Annotated in this window: 16 protein-coding genes and 1 pseudogene; 10 read left to right on the forward strand and 7 right to left on the reverse strand. The window is 70.0% G+C overall.

Going from position 1 to position 13,969, the window contains the following annotated elements; all coding sequences use genetic code 11:
* Positions 1–87 precede the first annotated feature (87 nt).
* Positions 88–432, reverse strand: coding sequence for a hypothetical protein (locus tag ACFWUQ_RS23945; RefSeq protein ID WP_384541477.1), 345 nt, complete (start codon positions 430–432; stop codon positions 88–90).
* A gap of 72 nt (positions 433–504) precedes the next feature.
* Entirely contained in the window at positions 505–711 is a 207-nt protein-coding gene (locus ACFWUQ_RS23950) for a hypothetical protein (protein WP_384541480.1), read from the reverse strand.
* Between the two features lie 36 nt (positions 712–747).
* Here ACFWUQ_RS23950 and ACFWUQ_RS23955 point away from each other — a divergent pair, with 36 nt between their 5' ends.
* Positions 748–1,188: a hypothetical protein gene (locus tag ACFWUQ_RS23955; RefSeq protein ID WP_384541483.1), complete on the forward strand. Its 441-nt coding sequence runs from the start codon at positions 748–750 to the stop codon at positions 1,186–1,188.
* A 154-nt stretch (positions 1,189–1,342) separates the two neighbouring features.
* Here the strand turns inward: ACFWUQ_RS23955 and ACFWUQ_RS23960 are convergent, their stop codons facing one another.
* The gene (locus ACFWUQ_RS23960) at positions 1,343–1,600 is read right to left on the reverse strand and encodes a hypothetical protein (RefSeq protein WP_384541486.1); all 258 of its coding nucleotides are present in this window, start codon (positions 1,598–1,600) and stop codon (positions 1,343–1,345) included.
* Positions 1,601–2,198: 598 nt separating this feature from the next.
* Here ACFWUQ_RS23960 and ACFWUQ_RS23965 point away from each other — a divergent pair.
* The 6 genes and pseudogenes from ACFWUQ_RS23965 (at position 2,199) to ACFWUQ_RS23990 (ending at position 6,727) form a co-directional block, all read left to right on the forward strand.
* Positions 2,199–2,648 carry a papain-like cysteine protease family protein gene (locus tag ACFWUQ_RS23965; RefSeq protein WP_384541489.1) on the forward strand — a complete coding sequence of 150 codons (450 nt, stop codon included), beginning with the start codon at positions 2,199–2,201 and terminating at the stop codon, positions 2,646–2,648.
* A 10-nt stretch (positions 2,649–2,658) separates the two neighbouring features.
* Complete coding sequence (locus ACFWUQ_RS23970) at positions 2,659–3,549, forward strand: hypothetical protein (RefSeq protein ID WP_384541491.1); 891 nt, start codon at positions 2,659–2,661, stop codon at positions 3,547–3,549.
* Positions 3,550–3,621: 72 nt separating this feature from the next.
* Positions 3,622–4,125: pseudogene (locus ACFWUQ_RS23975) on the forward strand (hypothetical protein); the annotation flags it as partial.
* 141 nt (positions 4,126–4,266) lie between these two features.
* Positions 4,267–4,485, forward strand: a complete 219-nt coding sequence (locus ACFWUQ_RS23980; RefSeq protein WP_384541494.1) for a hypothetical protein — start codon at positions 4,267–4,269, stop codon at positions 4,483–4,485.
* A 496-nt stretch (positions 4,486–4,981) separates the two neighbouring features.
* Positions 4,982–6,358, forward strand: a complete 1,377-nt coding sequence (locus ACFWUQ_RS23985) for a PP2C family protein-serine/threonine phosphatase (protein ID WP_384541497.1) — start codon at positions 4,982–4,984, stop codon at positions 6,356–6,358.
* A gap of 6 nt (positions 6,359–6,364) precedes the next feature.
* Positions 6,365–6,727, forward strand: a complete 363-nt coding sequence (locus ACFWUQ_RS23990; protein ID WP_384541500.1) for an STAS domain-containing protein — start codon at positions 6,365–6,367, stop codon at positions 6,725–6,727.
* Between the two features lie 528 nt (positions 6,728–7,255).
* On the opposite strand, the gene ACFWUQ_RS23995 is transcribed toward ACFWUQ_RS23990, so the two are convergent.
* Positions 7,256–7,546, reverse strand: a complete 291-nt coding sequence (locus tag ACFWUQ_RS23995) for a chaplin (RefSeq protein ID WP_384541503.1) — start codon at positions 7,544–7,546, stop codon at positions 7,256–7,258.
* A 900-nt stretch (positions 7,547–8,446) separates the two neighbouring features.
* Here ACFWUQ_RS23995 and ACFWUQ_RS24000 point away from each other — a divergent pair.
* Complete coding sequence (locus ACFWUQ_RS24000) at positions 8,447–8,626, forward strand: hypothetical protein (protein ID WP_384541506.1); 180 nt, start codon at positions 8,447–8,449, stop codon at positions 8,624–8,626.
* 266 nt (positions 8,627–8,892) lie between these two features.
* Here ACFWUQ_RS24000 and ACFWUQ_RS24005 read toward each other — a convergent pair whose 3' ends face one another.
* Positions 8,893–9,144 (reverse strand): hypothetical protein, encoded by a 252-nt coding sequence (locus ACFWUQ_RS24005; protein WP_384541509.1) that lies wholly within the window; start codon positions 9,142–9,144, stop codon positions 8,893–8,895.
* Between the two features lie 190 nt (positions 9,145–9,334).
* Between ACFWUQ_RS24005 and ACFWUQ_RS24010 the strand changes: the two genes are divergently transcribed.
* Positions 9,335–9,769 (forward strand): SgcJ/EcaC family oxidoreductase, encoded by a 435-nt coding sequence (locus ACFWUQ_RS24010; RefSeq protein WP_384541512.1) that lies wholly within the window; start codon positions 9,335–9,337, stop codon positions 9,767–9,769.
* 268 nt (positions 9,770–10,037) lie between these two features.
* On the opposite strand, the gene ACFWUQ_RS24015 is transcribed toward ACFWUQ_RS24010, so the two are convergent.
* Positions 10,038–10,205, reverse strand: a complete 168-nt coding sequence (locus ACFWUQ_RS24015) for a hypothetical protein (protein ID WP_384541514.1) — start codon at positions 10,203–10,205, stop codon at positions 10,038–10,040.
* A 136-nt stretch (positions 10,206–10,341) separates the two neighbouring features.
* Entirely contained in the window at positions 10,342–11,295 is a 954-nt protein-coding gene (locus ACFWUQ_RS24020) for a hypothetical protein (protein ID WP_384541517.1), read from the reverse strand.
* 599 nt (positions 11,296–11,894) lie between these two features.
* On the opposite strand from ACFWUQ_RS24020, the gene ACFWUQ_RS24025 reads away from it, so the two are divergent.
* Positions 11,895–13,952: a pectinesterase family protein gene (locus ACFWUQ_RS24025; protein WP_384541520.1), complete on the forward strand. Its 2,058-nt coding sequence runs from the start codon at positions 11,895–11,897 to the stop codon at positions 13,950–13,952.
* Positions 13,953–13,969 lie beyond the last annotated feature (17 nt).

Below are 13,969 nucleotides of genomic sequence, written 5' to 3' on the forward strand. Positions count from 1 at the left end.
CCCCCCCCCCCGGGGGGGGGGGGGCCCCGCGCTGGGGGTCATCGGAAGGGGTCCGTTCAGGCCGCGGCCCAGGACGGCGCGTCGCGGCTAGTTGATGTTCCTCTCCACGGTTTCCATCACGAAGCCGTTGTTCTGGCCGTCGTAGATCGTGTTCGGGTGGAGGGTGTTCTCCAGCAGAGGCGCGAGCCCGAGCAGGCCATGGCCCTGGTGGTACTCCTCCGGGTATTCGCCGTCCTCACTGCCCACGCCGGTCTGTTCGACGCTGGTGACCTGGATGTTGTCCGCGCTGGTGTTGCCCTCCGAGAGAACGGACACCGGGACGCGCTTGACGTTGACGAGGTTCAGGACGTCGGTAGCATGCGCCGGCGCGGTGGCGGCCACCAGAGCGCCGCTCGCGGCGGCCACGGCGAGGATGCCGGAAGTGATCTTCATAGACTGCGTAACGACCGGTTCGTATGCCCGTCACCCAACACCCGCTGGACCAGCACGCCCGCTGCGGGGGACTCAGCCGGCGGCCGCGACCGGCCCGGCCCCGAACCCCGGTACGTCCCGCGCCGATACATCCAGACGCAGCCGCTTGAAGCGGAGCGGGTGGCGGTAGACGCCGCCGTGGTCGATGGAGCGGTCGGCGCTGACCTCGGCGACCAGGGTGGGGTGGACGAGGGTGGTGTCGAGGACGTCGCGGCTTCCCCAGGTCGCCGAGAAGCGCACGCCCTCCCACGGGTGCCCGGGCGCGGCCGCGGTGAGATGTTCGGCGACCTGCCGGGCGGCGTCCGGGCGCAGCGGTACGGTTCGGCCGACGGCGCGCAGTCGGCCGTCCTGGTCGTGGCGGCCGAGGACGAGGAGCTGCGGGCGGGTCAGGGTGCCGGCCGGCGCCGTACCGCCCGGCGGACCAGCCGGAGCCGGCGCCCTCGGCGGCGCAAGGACTCGGGGCTGGAGCAGCTGGCGCTGATCGGTCTGCTCGCCGTGGTGGCCCTGAGCCTGGTGATGGGGGTCCTGCGCTGGCTGGCCGCGCATCCCTGGATTGTGGTCCTCACGCTGCTGGCCGCGGCCGCCGCCGGGGCGGCCTGGTGGTGGCGCCGCAGTGAGGCGGCACGGTGGGAGCAGGTCAAGGCGCAGGGTCTGCGGTACGCGGTCGACCAGCTGGACCGTCTGCACCACCGGCAGTTGATGCGCCGCCGAAGCTAACAAACGCCTCCCTCACTCATCCGCATAGCCACGGCTGGCATCCCGGGCCGCTCGTCCATGAACCACGACCAGCTCGCCGACGCCCTCGCCCACTCCGGCCGCGGCCGGCGTAAGGCCTGACCGCCGCGTGGTGGGAGGTCCTGCACGGTCGTGGTCAGGCCACCGTGACGCGAAAGACGTACGGCTCGCCCGTACTGATCGCCTGCGCCTGTTCCCGCAGGTCCGCGTCCCTGAAGCCGAGCAGCGCCTCGTCGGCGGCCCGGCGGAGCAGCGGGAGGATCTCGGCGACGGGCCGCCCGCGGCGCTCTTCGGCGAGCTGGGCGAAGGCCCGCTGATAGGGGGCTCCGTACGTGCTCGCGCTGTCGGCCAGCAGCCGGTCAAGGTGCTTCCGCTCGATGCTGATCTCGCCCATGGCCCGCTCCTTCGCTCCTCCGGGGCCCCGTCCGGTCCGAAGCCTCGCCTTCGACGCTACGAGGCCGGTCTGACATCGACCCCCGACCCGACACGGGGCGCGTTCCGGCTGATGAGGTCCTGGAGGAGCTCGCGGGTGGGCGGCGGCATCAGGCCGTCGGTGGCCCTCCGCGGGCCGGCAGTACAGCGGGACGACGCGGGCATGGCCCGGCGGCCGCGGCTCGGGGGCTCGATTCGTCTGGCAGGCCTGACCCCCAACCGGTTCGAACGTCGATTCTCGGCCGGCCCACCGGACACACGGCGCTGGATGTTGGCCGCCCATCGACATGTACCGGGTCCCGTAGGTGCCGTATATCCGACAAATAGTCACTAGGGATGAATTTACCGCAAGATCCCTATCGGGCTTTGGCATGGTGCGGTGTCATATTCCTGTCAGATTGCCCCGTTCATCGCGTTGCACCCATCAGGCAGGGGAAGGCAGGAAAATGGGCAGGTTCAGGTACGGAATCAGGGCGTCAGCCATCGCGTTGGCCGCCTTGGGATCGCTCGCCGCCGCGGGAGGCACGGCTCACGCGGAAGCGGGCCAGGACACCATCACCATGCTGAAGCAGGAGAAGTCCCAGTGGTGCTGGGTCGCCTCCGGGCTGACCATCGCGAAGTTCCAGGGCTTCGGTTCCACACAAACGGACTTCTGCAACCGGGCCCAGCCCTCCTACGGCTGCAACAACCAGCCCGCCACCCTCGACGACATGGCCAGGGGCTGGAACAGCCTCGGCATGACCCGCACCGGATCGGGCCTGAGCAGCGCGGCCACGTTCAACCAGGTATACACCGACGTCAAGGCGGCCCGGCCAATCGGTGCCCGCATCGGGTGGACGTCCGGCGGCGGCCACATGAACGTGGTCTACGGCTTCGACACGTCGAACAGCACGATCGCAGTGGCCGACCCGTGGCCCGACACCACCACGTACACCTGGTGGAACTACAACGACTACGTGAGCAACAGCTCGTCCAAGTGGACCCACTCCCGCATCGGTATCTCCCGCTAAGGCAGGCGACATGCGCGACACCAGCGACACCAGCGACACCCGAATGTCCAGCACGCGGGCGGCCTCTCGCTCCTCCCGCCTGTCCCTCGTCATCGCACTGAGTGCATCCGCCCTGCTGTCCGTCCTCGGACCGGCCCATGCGGCCCCGGCCAAGGATCCCCTCCCGGCTGACATCCCCGACTACCAGGCCGCCCTCGACGCGGTGAAGTCCACCGACGTCCGCGACGCCGTCTGCCGCTTTCTGCGTACTCCGGTTCCCACCGACGGCGTCGGCGGACCGGTGCAGACGATCCCCGAAACGGCCGAGCCGTGCCATGACCTGCCGGCCTTCACGATCAAGGACCCGCTGGCACGGAACGAGATCACCCCCGGGTTCGTCGCAGGCACCGCCCAGCCGCTGCCCACCGAGGCGATCAAGCTGACGCAGTTGGTGTCCTCGCTGAGCACGACCGTCAACGGCCGCAACGCCACCGTCATGCTTGCCCCCACCCAGGGCGGGGGCTGGCACCTGGCGGCCGTGAGGGACGGCGACAGTGATGCCACGTACGCCGGCAAGGCCACCGTGGGCACGCTGGTCTTCACCGAGCCGCAGATCCGCGGCTGGTACCAGCTCAAGCTCCTCACCGTCGAGCCGCTCAACGACCAGGCCCGGGAAGGACTGGGCGGCCGGTCGTCCGTGTCGCTCGGCGACTACCAGAAGCTGGTGAAGGCCCGCTACGCGGACAAGCTCCCGGGCTCGGAGTACGACTCCAAGGGCTACTCCAGCGGCTACAGCGCCCAGAGTGAAGCGGACGACGCCTCGCCCTCCACCCCGCTGCTTGCCGGCGGTGCCGGCACGGCACTCGCCCTCGCCGGCGCAGCCGCCGTGCTCCACCGGCGCCGGCGCGCAAGCACCCGCTGAGCCCGGCCTCGTACGCTCCGCCCCGGCAGCCGGCCGGGCGGAGCAAGGGAGCGTACGGCCGGACCGTGCGCAGGCGAAGTTCACGAGGGCGTCAGGCTCCACCGTTCTGTGGTGGAGCGGACGCGCGAGGCGCTCAACCGGGCCATCAAGGCCGTCAAGCCGGGCCGGCAGATCAACGTCATCGGCCGCGTCATCGAGTCGTACGCCAAGCCTGGGAGGGACCATGCCCCCACCCTCGTACCAGCCGGGATGCCGCGCACCAGGGGCGCCGCTGTACCGGTGGCCGTCTTTGGCAACGCAGGCCACCACGTGGGTGCCGACGCGCCCGTCCACCACTCGCGCCGCCTGTCGACCGAGACGAAGGCCGCTTTCGCGACCACCGAGTTCTTCGCCTATATCGCTGCGGTCGTCGCCGTACTCATCGCCTCCATGGTCGTAGGAAACGAAGACGGCCACGGCGACTACTTCCGGGCCGACCAGGCATGGCTCTACATCGTGATCCTCACCGTCGGCTACATGATCAGCCGAGGACTGGCCAAGTCCGGCAGCCGCGACCCCTGCGACGAGTCCCGCTGACCCCCGTCTTCCGCGCGGTCTTGCGGACCGCCGGAGTCCGCTGACGAAGGTGTTCACGCGTCGGTGGCGTGGTCGAACAGGGCCCTGAGGGGCCACGGCCGGACGCGCGAGACCAACGGTCACCCTCGTGGTGAGGTCCTCTTGCCCGGACCGGCGACCGCCAAGGTCCACGCGCTGGAGACCGCCATGGCGGCGCAGGAAGCGTCCATGGCCGGCGTGCAGGCCACCCAGGCCGCGGCCCAGGCCGGGATGACCTCGATCTTCGCGGCTACGCAGAGCGGGACGTGGGCGGTGATGGGTGCCGGCAGTGCCGCGCTGCTGGTCGGGATCTTCCTCGGTATGGCCATCGCCAAGGGTTGAGGGCCCGTTCCCGTCCTACCGGGAACCGCCCCTCTGGCTTCGCGCCACCCCCGTCGGACCTTGATCCGGCGGGGGTGGCTCACTGCGAGGGACTGGTGTCCCGCAAGGCCTCAGAATCTGTCTCGCACCATGAGCCTTTCCCCCCGGGCGGGAGGGCGTCGACCGCACCGTGCAGGAATCACCCATGTGCGAGTACGGATGGACGGCCCGACACAGGACCAACGCTCCCTGTCCGTTCGCCGTAGCTGTTGCACGGGAGCAAGGCCGGCTTCGCCGCCTGAAGGCCGACGGCACCTCCCAGGCAGGCGAGGGATCGCCCGGTACAGCGACGCCGGCTGCTGCCGTAGGGTCACTCGTTCAGGGGACCGACCACCCGAGGCGTCCCCGGCACGGAAGTCGGGAGCAAGCGATGTCGGCCTACGTTCCTGCAACCGCGCCCGGTGGTGAAAGCCCGCGTCTGAAGAGCGCGCCGACAGCCACCGCAGAGGCGTCCAGGATGGCGGCGGTGCGCCGCTACGACATCCTGGACACCCCGCCGGACGGCGCCTTCGACCGGGTGGCGGCCCTGGCCGCGCGGCTGTTCGACGTCCCCGTGGCGAGCGTGACAATCGTCGACACCGATCGGATCTGGTTCAAAGCGGCCCACGGCCTGGACGGAGTCACCCAGATCGGCCGGGACCCGGGCCTGTGCGGCTCCGCGATCCTGCGCCACGACGCGCTGGTGATCCCCGACACCCTCACCGACCCGGTCGCCCGTACCAACCCTCTGGTCGCCGGCCCCATGGGAGTGCGGTTCTACGCCGCGGCCCCGATCGTCACCGCCGACGGGCACCGCCTGGGCACCGTCAACATCCTCGACACCAAGCCGCGCCTGATCACCCAGGCGGACACCGCCACCCTGGCCGACCTCGCCGCGATGGTCATGGACTCCCTCGAACTGCGCCTGTCCGCCCTGCACCGGCTGCGCGAGGAACAGGAGCGCCGCAAGGAGCAGGAGGCGGCCCGTCATCAGGCCGAGCGGGACACCGCGGCGATCACCGCGTTCGCCTCCACCTTGCAGCGCACCCTGCTGCCGCCGTCCCTGCCCGCGGTGCCGGGACTGGAGCTGGCCTGCCACTACCAGACCGACTCCCCACGCGACGTCGGAGGCGACTTCTACGACGTCTTCCCGCTGGGCGGGGGGCGGTGGGCGTTCTTCCTCGGCGATGTCTGCGGCAAGGGCGCCGAAGCCGCCGCCGTGACCTCCCTGACCCGCTACACCCTGCGTGAGGCCGCTCAGCACCACAGCGATCCCATCGATGTGCTCGACGCCCTCAACAAGGCCCTGCTCCTCGATTCCTCGGTCGGCAGCCGCTTCTGCACCTGCGTCTTCGCCACCCTCGACCCCGACCCGGCGGGCGGGTACACCGTGGAGCTGGCCGGCGGCGGCCACCCACCGCTCTTCCACTTCAAGCCGCAGACCGGCGGCGGCATCCTGGTGGAGAGCGTGCGGCCCGTGGGCGGCATGCTGGTCGGCGCCCTGGAGCAGGCCCGCTTCACCTCCCGCACCCTGCACCTCGCTCCCGGCCAGGGCCTGCTGCTCTACACCGACGGGCTCACTGAAGCACGGCTGGCGGACGGGACCATGCTGGGCGAGGAGGGGGTGGCCGCCTTCCTCACCGCCACGGGTAAGTCCGCCGCCGGCGCTCTGGTGGAGGAGACGGTCGCCCTGCTCGCGGACCTGCCCCACGGCACGGGCGACGACGTCGCCCTGCTCGCCCTGTCCGTGCCGCTCACGGTGCCCGACGCACAGCCCGCGGCTGCGGTGACCACCCGCACTCTCGCCACCCCCGCATCCGGCAGCGACGCTTCCCGCACCGGTCAGGAGCACTGATCCCTCGTGACTGAAGACCTCGCACTCACCCTCCAGCACACCCACGGCCCTCTCGCCCTGGTCGGTGTCGCCGGCGCGATCGACATGGCCTGCGCCCCCGCTCTGCGCTCCGGAGCCCTGAACGTCATCGCCCAGGGCCACCCGCGCCTGATCCTGGACCTGGCAGCGGTGACCTTCTGCGACTCCTCCGGCTTCAGCGCCCTCATCGGCATCATGCGCTGCGCGCAGGACGCCGGCGGCTCCCTCACCCTGGCCGCAGTCCCCGACCGGCTCGCCCGGATGCTCGACCTCACCGGCATCAGCACGCTGATGCCCTCCTACCCCACCGCCGCCGACGCCCTGGTCGCGCACACCCCGGCCGTACCCTGAACTGCGCGCGCCCGCATCCCGGCTTCGGGTGATGGCAGTCCACCAGTGGACCCCCTGGGCGCCGCCGACGGCCGGAGACGGACCGCACGCGGTGTCCGCTTGAGCGGCGGGTTCGACGTCGATTCCGTCCATGTTCTGCGCGAGGTCCTGGACGCGACCGACGACACGGCGGTGATCGTGGACTGCACCCACGTGGTCTTCGCCGATCCCTCGCTCCTGTATGCCCTCCCTTGGGCGCCTGCGGCACGTCATCGCCCAAGTCGGCGAGGACACGCTCAAGGAACTTCTGAGCATGCTCGGCCTGCGCAACAGACGCGCGGTCACGATGGTGCAGTCTCCGTGGCTGACGAGTAGGTTCCGGTCCCGTCACCTTCGCCACGGGCGGGTGGAGACAGCGGTCCGGCCTCCCCTGGAGGTGGGGGGAGACCGGACCGCTCAGGACGGGTGCCCTGCGGCTGCGCAGAGGATCACGTGTTCTGCGGGCTCCGACAGCGTGGCGGCTGCTCGCAGGTCAGAGGCCTGTGCGGTTCAGTGCTTGCCGTGGTGGTCGGCCTTGTGGTGGTCGTTCTTTTCGCTGCCGCCGTTGTTGATGCAGGTGTTGCCGAAGGCGGGGTTGAGAAGGCCGATGACGTTGATGGTGTTGCCGCAGACGTTGATCGGGACGTGGACGGGCACCTGGAGGACGTTGCCGGACAGGACGCCGGGGGAACCGATGGCGGCGCCTTCGGCCGTGGCGTCCGCGGCGGCTACGCCGGCGCTGCCGGTAAGGACAGCAGCGGCTGCGGCGCTCACGGCTACGGCCCTTGCGATACGCGACATCGAGATCTCCTAAGGAAGTGCACCTGCCGCAGGAATTGCGGCATCGGGTCCCCTTCAACGGCACGGCCAAGGGGCCGGTTACGGGTATACGGCCGAAGCGGTGACCTGCGGCACTGTCAGGCCCCTTCTCGATTCGGCGCCGCAAACAGGAGATTGACCTCCGAGCGGACCCGGGTTCGCACTGGTGCAACTGCTGATCCCCAGTGGTACGGGGCTTGGCGGCACGGTGATCTCGAAGGTTCGGTCACCTCGCGTATGAGGGCCGAGAGACCGCACGCAACACTCGGCATGCGCGGGTGATGACGGCTTGTTTGCATGTCTTGCCTCGGCCCCCCGCCCCGTGCTCCCAGTACGCGAAGATCCTTGCAGAACGACGTGGAAACGAGGCAGATCGGGCGGCGATCCGGGTGCAAATGAAGGAGACCCGCAGCAGGCGGCGGAAAAGGGACTGATACCGGCTGCGCCACGAGCAGCCGCGGTGCTCGCCGAGTCCGCCTGAGACGCCGAAGGCCCCCGTCGCCGCCGATGCGTCACAGGGTGCTCCGCCCGGTGGCGGACGGAAGCTGTTTTCTGCTTCTGCCGCCACGGCCGCCGCCGGCCATCGACAAGCTGAAGCAGTGGCGCGGCCTTGCCACCCGCTGTGACGAGACACCACCGTTTGTCAGGCAGACCTTCATCTCTCAGAGACTCGGTCTTGGCAATCCGCGGCTGTGCCGTGGCCGGTGGCAGCGCTGGCGACGGCGGAGCCCGGGAGGGCGGCGGCCGTAAGCCGGGAACGCAGGCCGGACTGACGCAGCGCGCCCCGCAGGATCAGCCAGCCGAGGGCCCCGCCGAGGGTGTTGACCAGGAGGTCGTTGATGTCGGCGGCGCGCCCGTTGGAGAACAGGACGTAGCACGCAGTTGGGCCGTCTCGATGGCGAGGCTGTCGTACCGGCGGACGCGCCGGCCCCGATCGACCTGGCCCGCGTCCAGCGCCGCCGCCAGGCCGCGGTGACCGAGGCCGCAGCACTGCGCCGAGCCCGAGCCGAGAAAGCCGGCCGGGCGGTGGCCGTGCCGCAACGCCTGGAGCAGACGGCGTGACGGCCGATCCCGTCAAGGGCGGTGGGCAAGGACGTCGTCGATTGTCAACGGCATTGAGATGCCCAGGTGGGTGGCCGTTGGGTGTCCAGGCTGGTGGCCATCAGAAGCCCAGGCATGTGGCCAGTGTCCTCTGACACGTGATCTTGACCGATGGCCACGTGATATTGACCGATGCGATCGAACGCCAATTAGTACGGTCGGCCCATGGAAAATCCGCCAGAGAGCGTGGACCGCGAGATTACGTTCCGCAGCCACCGCCGTTTCCGTCAAGACAAGGCACGACCCCGTGCGTCCCGTGACGCCCACGCCAGCACGGCATCGACGAGCTCGTCCGCTGGGGCTCGATCAACCCGCTGCTCCGGTCGTTCCTCCTGGCCTGCGTTCACGCGAAGCTCAACATCGTCGAGGTAGAGCTCCTGGTCGAACTCCCGGGTCGCGATGCGCTCCCCCGGCGGGATCTCCCGGCCCAGGGCGCGAAGGAGACTGGTCTTGCCGGCGCCCATGTCGCCGACGACCAAGAGGACCTCTTCGTTGGCGGGCTGACGGCGCGGTGCGTCAGGTGCTGGGTGGAACGTCCCGTTCGAGAACGTTCCACCGGACCAGGTTGTTCGCCGGGCTTGACCTCGACCTTGGTTGCGGTTGTTGGGTAGGTGGTGGCGGCGATCGCAGCCACCACCTCAGCAGTCCGGTACGGAGAAGGGCACCATCATGACGAGCGACATTCTTGTAGTGGGGACGTTTTCGCCGGAGACCCAGGCCGCGGTGACCCGTGTGGTGAAGGGTCTGGAGAAGGCATTCAACACGAAAGACCCGGTCGCGCTCGGCGAGCAGTTCACCGAACATGCCTCCTGGACCAACGCGAGGGGCACGCGTCTTGACGGCAGGGAAGCGATCGCCGAGTTCAGCGCTCGGGCGATGAAGGGCTTCCTTCGCGACTCCTTTGCCCAGTACGACGTGGTCAAGATGTTGGAGATAGCGCCCGGTGTGATCGCGGTGAACGTGGCACAGACACCCACCGACAGCGCAGGCAACCCCGTCGACGGCCCACGGGGAGTGACGCTCTACGTGATCGCCAAGCAGGTGGACGGCTGGCACATCGCGGCCGGCCAGAACATGGCCGTCGACCCCCCGCCGGCTGGGTGACGCCCTGCCCTGATTCGGTTCTGCTGCCCGGAGCCGATGGCGCGTGAGAACCCGTCCGTGAACCCGCTGATCGGGGGGCTAGGGGTTGCGGGCGGGCGCTCAAACTTCGCGGTGACGGTCGAGCGTTCTCGCCGAACCTCGGGCGGGTCCGCGGCGCGACGCCCCCGTCTGGCGGGAGCAACTGAAGATTTTGAGACACGGTCTTCATTCCGGCAGCTGACCTGCACTACTGCCTTGACCCGTGGTGCGAGAACCCGCGACCCGAATCTCATCCCTGGCGCCCTGTGCGCACCTCTTTGGGCCGGGCGAGCGTGACGAGCACGTCGACCCGCACCTCGTCGCCGCCTGGGATCCGGATCTGCCGTGGCATCACCTTCACCGTCGCCTCATCCACCCGGACCACCTCCAACCCGGTCCCCCTCTCCATCACGTGCATCGGCTGATCCCCTGGCGGCCCGTCGCGTTCGCTCCCGTGTGACGTCGTGTCCGGCCCCCGCGCCGTGCGGAAGAGGCGGACCCCCGCTCCGGCGGGCGGGTCGGAGCGGGGGTCGGCGCGGTCGAGCCGGCGGCGGTCAGCCGATCTTCGCGTGCTGGACGTCGATGAGGTCGCCCGGGAACTTGGCGGCGTGGCCGGAGGTGTAGAAAGTGCCGAGGGTGTTGCCCCGGCGCACGGCCACCAGGTTGCCGGTGGACTTCTGACCGTCTCCCAGGTCCATGACCACGGAGTAGTGCACGGCCTCGTCGGCAGCGGTGATGCGGTCCGGGGTCACGCTGTCGAGCCTGGTCTTCTCGCCCTCGGCGGTCACCGTGTACCCGGTGGAGCACGCGGTGCCCGCGGCCTTGACGGAGGCGAAGGCCTCCTCGGCGCCCTTGCCGTCGTACGAGGCGACGGTGATCAGGGTCTGGTCCCCGCCGAGCGCCTCCAGGCCTGCTTTGAGCTTCTCCTCGGCGGAGGCCCCCGCGGCGGGCTCCGCCGGCTTGGCCTTGGCGGCGGTCCGACCGATACCGGTGGGCGCGCCGATCTTCTGGGCCGACTGGATCCGAGCGAGCGGCTCGCAGACGGCGTTGTCGACCCCGATCGGGACCGCGGCTGCCTTGGCGGCTCCCTCGGCCAGCACCACGTGGAACTTCAGGTCGGCCTGGGTGACGACCAGCGCCGCCACCTCGGCGTCCGACTTCCCCTTCGCGGGCGAGGCGGCCGACGGCGCCGCGGCGCCCGGGGACGGCTTGGTGCCGGCCTTGTCATCGGCCCCGCCCGAGCTGCAGGCCGTGGCGGCCAGGGCCAGGGACACGGCGGAAGCGGACGTGACGGCATGCCGGACGAAGGTGTTGCGCACGGTGTTCCCCCACAGGAAGATCGGATCGCGGCCCGCCCCGCACCCGAACGGGCACACGGGCAGGCACTGCGGTGATCGATACCGTACGAGGTCCCGGCGGCCCGGCCGCACGGCGTGGACGCCGGCCCCGCGCATCGTGATCCACTCGATACCGGCGCAGCGTCCCTGCCCGGCAGCGTCGACGGCCACGCCCGCCGTACCGGCCAGCCAGGACCGACAGTGCGAAGTCCGCCTGCACCAGACCGAGGTGGCCCCGCCCGTCACGCGGCCGCCGACGCGGGCGTGGTGGCGGGAGCGGGCCGCCGCCGGGGGGACCCGGATGCGGGACGCGGGCGCGGGCGGTGGGGAGGGCGGAACGAGCCGCTCGGCGCCCAGCTGTCCTGGGTGGCCAGGGTGGTGTGTGCGAGGTCTATGGCGCGCGGTTCGGCGCGGGTGGCGAATGGCAGGACGGTGAGACCCGCCGCGGTGGCGAGTCCCGTGGTGACCAGGGCGTTGCGGCGGCGGGCGGAGAGGCCGCGGCGTGCGAAAGGGGGCGGGGACGGTGTTCCTTGTGCGGAGATGGGGCGGAGTACTGCTCTGTCGGCTCTTGGTTGCCGCTGCGCACGACGGCGTGCCGGGCGAGGCGAGAAGGCCGTGCGATCTGCGCACGCCGCTCGGGCTGAGCGCGACCGCCAGGTGGAACCGGTCCGGGCGGCGGAGGACTTTCTCGCGCCGCTCGGCAACCTTCCGGCCTGCGGGTGGCAACTGGCTGCTGTACACCGACCAGCCGTCTCCGAGGACAGTGAGCAATGCACACCACTCAGCACAAGGCTCGGCACCGCAGGCGCAGGCTCGGCCTGACAGTCGGCGTTCCGTTGGCAACGGCCACCGCGGTGGCCGTGTCCTACGGCGGGGCCTTCGGCGCGTTCGGCGAGGACGCCCGGCCGGAGGCCGCAGCGGCCTCCTCCGCCCCGGCGTGGGCCCGCGAGAGCGCGGACGGCTTCGCCTCGGTCAATGCGCTGGGACAAAACGGCACCTATGGCGGGCGGGACGGCGCGATCGTCACCGTGAAGACCCTCGCCGACCTGGAGAAGTACGCGACCGCCTCGCAGCCCTATGTGATCGTCGTGGCGGGGACGATCACCATGACCCCCAAGGGCCGGGAGATCAAGGTCGCTTCGGACAAGACGATCGTGGGTGCGGGCACGTCGGGGCAGATCGTCGGCGGCGGGTTCTTCCTGGGCCAGGGCGTGCACAATGTGATCATCCGGAACCTGACGATCCGTGATTCCTACGCCGGCACGTGGAACGACAAGGACCACGACTGGGACGCCATTCAGATGGACGGCGCCCACCACGTCTGGATCGACCACAACAATCTGCGGAACATGGCCGACGGACTGATCGACAGCCGCAAGGACACCACGTATCTGACGGTGTCCTGGAACCAGCTGAAGAACGGCAACAAGGCCTTCGGCATCGGCTGGACCGACCGTGTCACCGCCGACATCACGATCCACCACAACTGGTTCCACGAGACGGAACAACGCAATCCGTCCACCGACAACGTGGCGCACGCACACCTCTACAACAACTTCCTGCAGGACGATCCGGACTCGTCCATCACCTCCTCCTACGGTAACTACGCGCGCGGAGGGACGCGGATGGTGCTGGAGAACAGCTACTTCGAAGGGGTCAACAACCCGGTCATCAAGGACGGTACGGCCGCCCTCGTACAGCGCGGCAATGTCTTCGTGAACACCACCGGCCGCAACGAGAGCGGCGGCACGGCCTTCGAACCCACGACGTACTACCGGTACACACTCGATGCCGCCGCCGACGTCCCCTCGAAGGTGAAGTCCGGCGCCGGTCCCCGCTCCACCATCGGCAGGGCGGCCTCCGCGGCTGCGGCCACGACCACCCTCACCGTGGCGAAGGACGGCTCCGGCCAGTACAGGACCGTCCAAGCCGCCGTCGACGCCGTACCGGTGAACAACGCCTCACGGGTCGTCATCGCCGTCAAGCCCGGCACCTACCGGGAGACCGTCAAGGTCCCGTCGAACAAGCCGCACGTCACCCTCCAGGGCACCGGCGGCAGCCGCAAGGACACCGTCATCGTCCACGGCAACGCCTCCGGCACCCCCCGACCCGATGGAACGGGTACGTACGGCACGTCCGGCAGCGCGACCGTCGCGGTCGAAGCCGACGACTTCGAAGCGCGCAACCTCACCGTCTCCAACGACTTCGACGAGGAGGCCAACCGCAACGTCAGCGCGCAGGCGGTCGCGCTGCGCACCGCCGCGGACAGGGTTCTGCTCGACAGCGTGATCATCACCGGTGACCAGGACACCCTTCTGCTGGACACCGCCCGCGGGAAGCCCGGCCGGGTCTACGTCACGAACTCCTACGTCGTCGGTACCGTCGACTTCATCTTCGGCAGTGCCACCGCCGTGATCGACCGCTCGGTGATCACGCTCAAGAAGCGCTGGGACGGAACCTCGGGAGGCTGTGTCACCGCGCCCAGCACCCCCGCCGGCCGCAAGGGCTTCCTGATCACCCACAGCACGTTCAACGGCGATGTGACCGCGGGGAGTTTCGCCCTCGGCCGGCCGTGGCACGCGGGCGGCGACGCGTCCCTCGACCCGCAGACCACCGTGCGCAACTCCACGCTCGGCAGCGGCATCGGCGCCGCCCCCTGGTCCGACATGGGCGGCTTCTCCTGGAAGGACGACCGGTTCGCGGAGTACAAGAACACCGGTCCGGGCGCGGGCACGGCGAGCAGCAACCGCCCGCAGTTGTCGGACTCCCAGGCCGGCGGTCAGGAGGTCGACGACTGGCTGGGTGACTGGACCCCCGTCGGCTCCTAGTGCTGGATCAGGCAACG

It is taken from the genome of Streptomyces sp. NPDC058662 (assembly GCF_042716255.1).
In the GTDB taxonomy this organism is placed as follows: domain Bacteria; phylum Actinomycetota; class Actinomycetes; order Streptomycetales; family Streptomycetaceae; genus Streptomyces.

What these genes read in the sequence shown, in the direction of transcription:
- ACFWUQ_RS23945 (WP_384541477.1), bottom strand. Translation starts at nt 432, where the DNA reads ATGAAGATCACTTCCGGCATCCTCGCCGTGGCCGCCGCGAGCGGCGCT.
- ACFWUQ_RS23955 (WP_384541483.1), top strand. Translation starts at nt 748, where the DNA reads ATGTTCGGCGACCTGCCGGGCGGCGTCCGGGCGCAGCGGTACGGTTCG.
- ACFWUQ_RS23960 (WP_384541486.1), bottom strand. Translation starts at nt 1,600, where the DNA reads ATGGGCGAGATCAGCATCGAGCGGAAGCACCTTGACCGGCTGCTGGCC.
- ACFWUQ_RS23965 (WP_384541489.1), top strand. Translation starts at nt 2,199, where the DNA reads ATGCTGAAGCAGGAGAAGTCCCAGTGGTGCTGGGTCGCCTCCGGGCTG.
- ACFWUQ_RS23970 (WP_384541491.1), top strand. Translation starts at nt 2,659, where the DNA reads ATGCGCGACACCAGCGACACCAGCGACACCCGAATGTCCAGCACGCGG.
- ACFWUQ_RS23985 (WP_384541497.1), top strand. Translation starts at nt 4,982, where the DNA reads ATGGCGGCGGTGCGCCGCTACGACATCCTGGACACCCCGCCGGACGGC.
- ACFWUQ_RS23995 (WP_384541503.1), bottom strand. Translation starts at nt 7,546, where the DNA reads ATGTCGCGTATCGCAAGGGCCGTAGCCGTGAGCGCCGCAGCCGCTGCT.
- ACFWUQ_RS24010 (WP_384541512.1), top strand. Translation starts at nt 9,335, where the DNA reads ATGACGAGCGACATTCTTGTAGTGGGGACGTTTTCGCCGGAGACCCAG.
- ACFWUQ_RS24015 (WP_384541514.1), bottom strand. Translation starts at nt 10,205, where the DNA reads ATGCACGTGATGGAGAGGGGGACCGGGTTGGAGGTGGTCCGGGTGGAT.
- ACFWUQ_RS24025 (WP_384541520.1), top strand. Translation starts at nt 11,895, where the DNA reads ATGCACACCACTCAGCACAAGGCTCGGCACCGCAGGCGCAGGCTCGGC.